The organism is Brevundimonas sp., assembly GCF_036405315.1.
In the GTDB taxonomy this organism is placed as follows: domain Bacteria; phylum Pseudomonadota; class Alphaproteobacteria; order Caulobacterales; family Caulobacteraceae; genus Brevundimonas.
This window is the reverse complement of record NZ_DASWXW010000145.1, coordinates 1-6,008: the sequence shown is the minus strand read 5'-3', so window position 1 is coordinate 6,008 and position 6,008 is coordinate 1. Positions and strand designations below refer to the sequence as shown.

8 protein-coding genes are annotated in these 6,008 nt (G+C 68.9%); 3 read left to right on the top strand and 5 right to left on the bottom strand.

Going from position 1 to position 6,008, the window contains the following annotated elements:
• Positions 1–276, top strand: a 276-nt coding sequence (gene grxD, locus VGE49_RS08950) for a Grx4 family monothiol glutaredoxin (RefSeq protein ID WP_331034211.1), incomplete at its 5' end; no start/stop codon positions are given.
• 6 nt (positions 277–282) lie between these two features.
• Positions 283–708: an acyl-CoA thioesterase gene (locus VGE49_RS08945; protein ID WP_331034210.1), complete on the top strand. Its 426-nt coding sequence runs from the start codon at positions 283–285 to the stop codon at positions 706–708.
• Positions 709–887: 179 nt separating this feature from the next.
• Here the strand turns inward: VGE49_RS08945 and VGE49_RS08940 are convergent, their stop codons facing one another.
• Both VGE49_RS08940 and VGE49_RS08935 read right to left on the bottom strand, forming a co-directional pair.
• Positions 888–1,271: a hypothetical protein gene (locus VGE49_RS08940; protein ID WP_331034209.1), complete on the bottom strand. Its 384-nt coding sequence runs from the start codon at positions 1,269–1,271 to the stop codon at positions 888–890.
• Positions 1,271–1,399, bottom strand: a complete 129-nt coding sequence (locus tag VGE49_RS08935; RefSeq protein ID WP_292032595.1) for a hypothetical protein — start codon at positions 1,397–1,399, stop codon at positions 1,271–1,273. The genes VGE49_RS08940 and VGE49_RS08935 overlap by 1 nt, the downstream gene beginning before the upstream one ends.
• Before the next feature lie 159 nt (positions 1,400–1,558).
• Between VGE49_RS08935 and VGE49_RS08930 the strand changes: the two genes are divergently transcribed.
• Positions 1,559–2,689 (top strand): NADH:flavin oxidoreductase/NADH oxidase, encoded by a 1,131-nt coding sequence (locus VGE49_RS08930; RefSeq protein WP_331034208.1) that lies wholly within the window; start codon positions 1,559–1,561, stop codon positions 2,687–2,689.
• Here VGE49_RS08930 and VGE49_RS08925 read toward each other — a convergent pair.
• From VGE49_RS08925 to rpsD, 3 genes are all read right to left on the bottom strand, one after another.
• Positions 2,644–5,043: a bifunctional diguanylate cyclase/phosphodiesterase gene (locus VGE49_RS08925; protein ID WP_331034207.1), complete on the bottom strand. Its 2,400-nt coding sequence runs from the start codon at positions 5,041–5,043 to the stop codon at positions 2,644–2,646. The genes VGE49_RS08930 and VGE49_RS08925 overlap by 46 nt on opposite strands.
• Positions 5,044–5,150: 107 nt before the next feature.
• Complete coding sequence (locus VGE49_RS08920; protein ID WP_331034206.1) at positions 5,151–5,546, bottom strand: hypothetical protein; 396 nt, start codon at positions 5,544–5,546, stop codon at positions 5,151–5,153.
• Positions 5,547–5,683: 137 nt separating this feature from the next.
• Positions 5,684–6,008 (bottom strand): 30S ribosomal protein S4 (gene rpsD, locus VGE49_RS08915; RefSeq protein ID WP_331034205.1); only part of this gene is annotated, 325 nt, incomplete at its 5' end.

Here is a 6,008-nt window from a genome sequence, read left to right as displayed (position 1 = left end):
TTCATGAAGGGCACGCCGGACGCGCCGCGCTGCGGCTTCTCCTCGCTGGCGGTGCAGATCCTCGACCACGTGGGCGCGGCCTTCGTCGGCGTCGACGTGCTTCAGGACGAAGCCCTGCGCGACGGCATCAAGGCCTTCACCGACTGGCCCACCATCCCGCAGCTCTACGTCAAGGGCGAGTTCGTCGGCGGGTCCGACATCGTGCGCGAAATGTTCCAGGCCGGCGAACTTCAGGCCCTGATGGCCGAGAAGGGCGTCGCCCTCGGCGAAGCCTAAGCCCGGATGGCCCGGCCGCAGTTGCAACCGCGCGAGGACCGCGAGGTCTTCGTCGTCACCCTGGACGTGCGGCCGGAGCACATCGACGAGAACAACCACGTCAACAACGTCGTCTATGTCGGCTGGCTGCAGGACGTCGGCACGGCCCACTGGAACGCGCGCTTCGACGAGGCGACGCGGGCGAAATGGTCCTGGGTCGCGCTGAGACACGAGATCGACTACCTGCGCGGCATCGAGCCCGGCGCGACCGGCGTCGTCGCCCGCACCTGGGTCGGCGACCCGCAAGGGCCGCGCTTCAACCGCTATGTCCGCATCGAGGACGGCCAAGGCCGCCTGTGCGCCCAGGGCGTCTCGGAATGGTGCCTGGTCGAGGCGACCAGCCTGCGCCCCGCCCGCATCCCGGCGGAAATGCTGGGGGTGTTTTCGGCTTAATTTCCCTTCTCCCCTTGAGGGAGAAGGTGGCAGGCGAAGCCTGACGGATGAGGGGTGTGAGCGCCTCGTATCCGATGGAGACTCCGCCGCCTGAGTGAAGTGGGCGATCGTGCCGCCGGCACCCCTCATCCGGCCCTGAGGGGCCACCTTCTCCCTCAAGGGGAGAAGGGCATTTGCCTTTACAGACTGACCGGGTTCAGCACGCGGACCGGCTGGCCGGCTGTCAGGCCCATTTCGGCGTAGGTCCAGCTGACGGTCACGCCTTCGCGGACCAGGGCCTTGCACAGATCGGGCGCGCGACGGGTCAGGCTGAGCTCGGCCGGATCGCCGTCCTTGATCTTGACCTCGAAGCTGGACGCCTCGGTGCAGCCGTTGGAGCCGACCACGACGTTCAGCTTTTGACCGTCGAAGTCGATCTTGCGGACGGCTTCCAGGGCTTCGGTCTGGACGGACACGCGATCCGAGGCGGCGACCGTGAGCTTTTCCCCGCCGTCGTTCGAATAGATGACGCAGCCGCCCAGCAGCGGCAGCAGGGCGACGGCCGCGACGGCTGCCAGGCGCATCAGTTGGCCTCGGCCGGGGTCGAGTGGATGACGCGGGTGGTCGGCTTGTCGCTGGCGATGATGATGCAGCCCGACAGCATGGGCGCGGCGACGGCGGCGACGGCGAGAGCGATGATGATACGGCGCATAGGTGTTCCCCTTCTTGGCTGACGGCAAACTGCCAGCGTCGCCGTTCGGGATCACGTGAATAATCGGAAAGGCGGGACTTGAACGAAATCGCCACAGTCATAGCTACTGTGACCCGCCTCCCCATCCCGCTTCACTGCGGTCGAACCGAGAGATCCAGAATGAGTCTGCTGTTCACCCCGCGCGCCGTCGGGCCGCTGACGCTGAAGAACCGCATCGTCGTCGCCCCCATGTGCATGTACTCCGCCGTCGACGGCGTGCCCCAGCCCTGGCACGCCCAGCACATCGGCCGCCTGGCCCTGTCGGGCGCCGGACTGGTGGTGATCGAAGCCACCGGCGTCGAGGCCGCGGGCCGCATCTCCTGGGCCGACACCGGCCTGTGGAACGACGAACAGGAAGCCGCCTTCGCCCGGATCATCCGCGACATCCGCACCTATTCGGACACGCCGATCGGCGTCCAGCTGGCCCACGCGGGGCGCAAGGCCTCGACCAATCCGCCGTGGATCGACCGGGGCGGCCCCGCCCCCGCCGACAAGGCGTGGGAGACGTTTTCCGCCTCGGCGCAAGCCTTCCGCGACGACTGGCACACGCCCACGGCGCTGGACCAGGCGGGCATGGACCGGGTGGTCGAGGCCTTCATCGATTCGGCCAGGCGCGCCGACCGGGCCGGGTTCGATCTGGTCGAGCTGCACGCCGCCCACGGCTATCTGCTGACCCAGTTCCTGTCGCCGCTGTCGAACGAACGGACGGATGAGTTCGGCGGCTCGCTGGAGAACCGGATGCGTTTCCCGCTGCGCGTGGCCCAGGCCCTGCGCGACGCCTGGCCCAGGACCAAGGCCCTGGGCGTGCGCTTCAACGGCTCGGACTGGACCGAGGGCGGCATCACCCCGGACGAGGCCGCCGCATTCGGTCAGGCCCTGCACGCCATGGGCTACGACTATCTGCACCTGACCAGCGGCGGCAACATCGCCACCGCCCGCATCCCCGGCGACCAGCCCAATTATCAGGTCGCCTTCGCCGAGGCGGTGAAGGCGGCGGTCCCCCAGGCCAACGTCATGGCCGTGGGCATGATCGTCACCCCCCAGCAGGCCGAAGACCTGCTGGTCCAGGGCCGGGCCGACCTGGTCGCCGTCGCCCGCGCGGTGCTGGACGACCCCAACTGGGGCCACCACGCCGCCGTGGCCCTGGGCCAGCCGGAGGGCCTGCCCGTCCAGTACGAACGGGCCGGCGCCGGTCACTGGCCCGGCTATGCGACGGCGCGGGCCGTGGCCGACGGCTCGCTGGCGGCTTGAGCCTCGTCTGACGGCGTCGCCGCCACCACGGCGGCGCCGTTCGACAGGGCGTCGGCTTCCGGCTGGGGTCGGCCCAGCAGATAGCCCTGCACCTCGTTGCAGCCCTGGGCGCGCAGGAAGGCCAACTGCTCGGCCGTCTCGACGCCCTCGGCCAGCACCGGGATCGACAGGCTCTCGCCGATGGTCAGGACGGCGCGGATGATGGCCCGCGACTGCGGCGCGGCGCCGTCCAGTTCGGTCATGAAGGACCGGTCCAGCTTGATCTTGTCGAAGGGGAAGGCCCGCAGCGTCGACAGTGAGGAATAGCCGGTGCCGAAGTCGTCCATGGCGATGGTGACGCCGAGCGCCTTCAGCTGGCGCAGAACATGGGTGGTGCGCTCCATGTCGCTGATCATGGCCGTCTCGGTGATCTCCAGCTCCAGACGCGAGGCCTCCAGCCCCGTCTCCAGCAGGACCTGGTGCACCAGGCGCGGCAGGTCCACATGGCCCAGTTGCACCGGCGACAGGTTGACCGCAATGCGGTGCGGCTCCGGCCAGGCGGCGGCCTGCCGGCAGGCCTGACGCAGCACCCATTCGCCGATCGGCAGGATCAGGCCGGTCTCCTCGGCCACGGGAATGAAGTCCGACGGCGGGATGTTGCGGCCGTTCTCGTCCTTCCAGCGCAGCAGGACCTCGTAGCCGGTCGCCTTGCCGGTCTCGACCGAGGCCTGGACCTGATAGTGCAGCTCGAACCGTTCGTTATCCAGGGCTTCGCGCAGGGCCTGGGTGACGCGGCGGCGGGCGCGCACGGCCTGGTCCATGTCCGCCTCGTAGAAGCAGATGTCGACCGTCAGCGAGCCCTTGGCGCGATACATGGCCAGGTCGGCGTTGTTGATCAGGGTCGACAGGTCGTCGGCGTCCTCGGGCCACAGGGAGACGCCGATGCTGGCCCCGCACGACAGGTCGGCGTGCTCGATGTTGACCGGCCGGATGACGGCGGCGCGCAGGCGCTCGGCCACGGCCAGGGCCTCGGCGCGCGAGGCGACCGGGGCCATGGCCACGAATTCGTCGCCGCCTTGCCGGGCGACGAACTCGCCGTCCTTCAGCGCCTCGCGCAGGTGGTCCGAGATGCGGCACAGCAACTGATCGCCGACGGCGTGGCCATAGAGGTCGTTGACCTCCTTGAAGCGGTTCAGGTCGAGGGCGAACAGGGCCAGGGTCTCGCCCGGCTTGGTCGTGGCGGTCTGGCGGTTCAGCCGCTCCAGGAAGGACGAACGATTGGGCAGGCCGGTCAGGCTGTCGTTGCGGGCCAGATGGGCGATGCGGCGTTCCTGAGCCTGACGCGCGCGCAGGTCGCGCACGGCGTAGATCATGACCACGCCCTCGCTGGCCTGGTCGCGCTTGGCCGCCAGCTCGACCGGCAGGACCTCGCCCGAGGCGGTCTTGAGCGACGACTGGACCATGTCGCCGTCGACCAGTCGCGCCACGTCCTCGGCCCAGAGCGACAGAGGCTGGCCGATCAGGGCCTCGCGCTCGACGCCGACCAGTTTCAGCAGGGCGCTGTTGGCGCCGATGACGACGCCGTCGCGTTCGATCGCCACGCCGTCCACGCCGCCCTCGATCAGGTGCTGCAGACGCACCTCGGCCTGGCCGCGCGACTGGCTGTCCAGCGCGTGGCTGGCCGCGCCGGCGCCCAGCACCAGCAGGCCCACGCCGGCCACGCCGATCGCGATGGCGTGCTTGGCGTCGTCGCCGGTCAGGGCGCCGTCCAGCGGCGCGAACGGCAGGATGGTCATGGCCGACATAGCCGTGAAATGCAGGATGACGATGCCCAGAACCATGAAGAGGATGGCCAGCCAGCGCCCCTTGGCCGTCGGCCACAGCTTGTCCGCCTTGAAGGCCAGGGCGCCGAACAGCACCGACCCGACCACGGCGGCCGCCACATAGGGCGCCGACCACTGGATCACGGCGTCGACGGCGAAGGCGGTCATGCCGATGAAGTGCATGGCGGCCACGGCCAGGCCGAACAGCACGCCGCCCATCAGGCCCGACCCCGGGAAACGCTGCGCGGCCAGCAACTGGGCCGCCCCGGACCCGACGATGGCGACCAGCAGCGACAGACCCGTCAGGCCCGGCTCATACGTCACCTGGAGTCCCGGCTCATAGGCGATCATGGCGACGAAATGGGTGCACCAGACCGTGGCGCCGCCCGCCACCGCGCCCAGGAAGACCCAGGCGGCGCGCGCCCCGGCCCGCGTGCTGCGGACCCGCTTCAGCAGGTTGACGGTGATCCAGCTGCCCAGCACGCAGACAAGGGCGGCCAGGGCGACCAGCGCCAGGTTATGGGCGTTGGTCAGGCAATCGACGATACGCATGAAATCCGAGGGGAGGACGCAACAGGGGGGATGGCGTCTCTACCGGCCCAAATCTTAATCCGCGGTCGTCCGAAATGGCTAACGAAGCCTTGCCGATCGCATGCGGCTCAGGACGCGTCTTGCGGCTTGCCGTCCGGGCGCATCATGTAGGGATTGTTGACCGTCACTTCGGAGCCCGGAGCGATTCCCAGCTCCTCGAACGTCCACTGCAGCTGCACCCCCTCGGCCCTCGGGTCGGCGCAGCGGTCCTCGTCCACCCGGCGCAGGGTGATGACGGCGCTGTCCCGCAGACGGGTGATGAAGGGTTTGACGTCCGCCTTGCTGGTGCAGCCGTTCGAGCTGACCCAGAAGACCGCCAGATCGCGCGTGAAGGCGGCGGCGTGGATCGGCTCCAGCTGTCCCGGCATTCCGGCGGTGCGCACGGCCGAGGTTCCGCGCGTGGCGCAAGCGCCCGCCAGGACGGCGACGGCGGCGACAGCGCAAAGGGCGATGGTTCGTCTCATCTGGGCCTTCCGGGGCGGACCTGTCCGCCCGGCAGAATGCGCTGCTTCCTTCCGCAAGGGAACAGCGGACTCTGAATAAGAAAGAAGCCCCGGTTCGCACCGGGGCTTCCATCAACTCTATCGTCGATCGCCTGAAATCAGGACGAGTAGTATTCGACGACCAGGTTCGGTTCCATCTTGACCGGGTACGGCACGTCCGACAGTTCCGGAACGCGGACGTAGCGGATCGAGAAGCCGCGGTCGCCCTGCTCCAGGTAGTCAGGAATGTCGCGTTCCGACGACTGCTGGGCTTCGAGCACCAGAGCCATGTTGCGCGACTTTTCCTTGACCTCGATGACCTGGCCCGGCTTGACGCGGTACGAACCGATGTCGACCTTCTTGCCGTCGACGGTCACGTGGCCGTGGCTGACGAACTGGCGAGCGGCCCAGACGGTCGGGACGAACTTGGCGCGGTAGACGATG

Coding starts and splice junctions, on each gene's coding strand:
- VGE49_RS08920 (WP_331034206.1), bottom strand. CDS start 5,546: ATGAGACGAACCATCGCCCTTTGCGCTGTCGCCGCCGTCGCCGTCCTG.
- VGE49_RS08935 (WP_292032595.1), bottom strand. CDS start 1,399: ATGCGCCGTATCATCATCGCTCTCGCCGTCGCCGCCGTCGCCGCGCCC.
- VGE49_RS08930 (WP_331034208.1), top strand. CDS start 1,559: ATGAGTCTGCTGTTCACCCCGCGCGCCGTCGGGCCGCTGACGCTGAAG.
- VGE49_RS08940 (WP_331034209.1), bottom strand. CDS start 1,271: ATGCGCCTGGCAGCCGTCGCGGCCGTCGCCCTGCTGCCGCTGCTGGGC.
- VGE49_RS08945 (WP_331034210.1), top strand. CDS start 283: ATGGCCCGGCCGCAGTTGCAACCGCGCGAGGACCGCGAGGTCTTCGTC.
- VGE49_RS08925 (WP_331034207.1), bottom strand. CDS start 5,043: ATGCGTATCGTCGATTGCCTGACCAACGCCCATAACCTGGCGCTGGTC.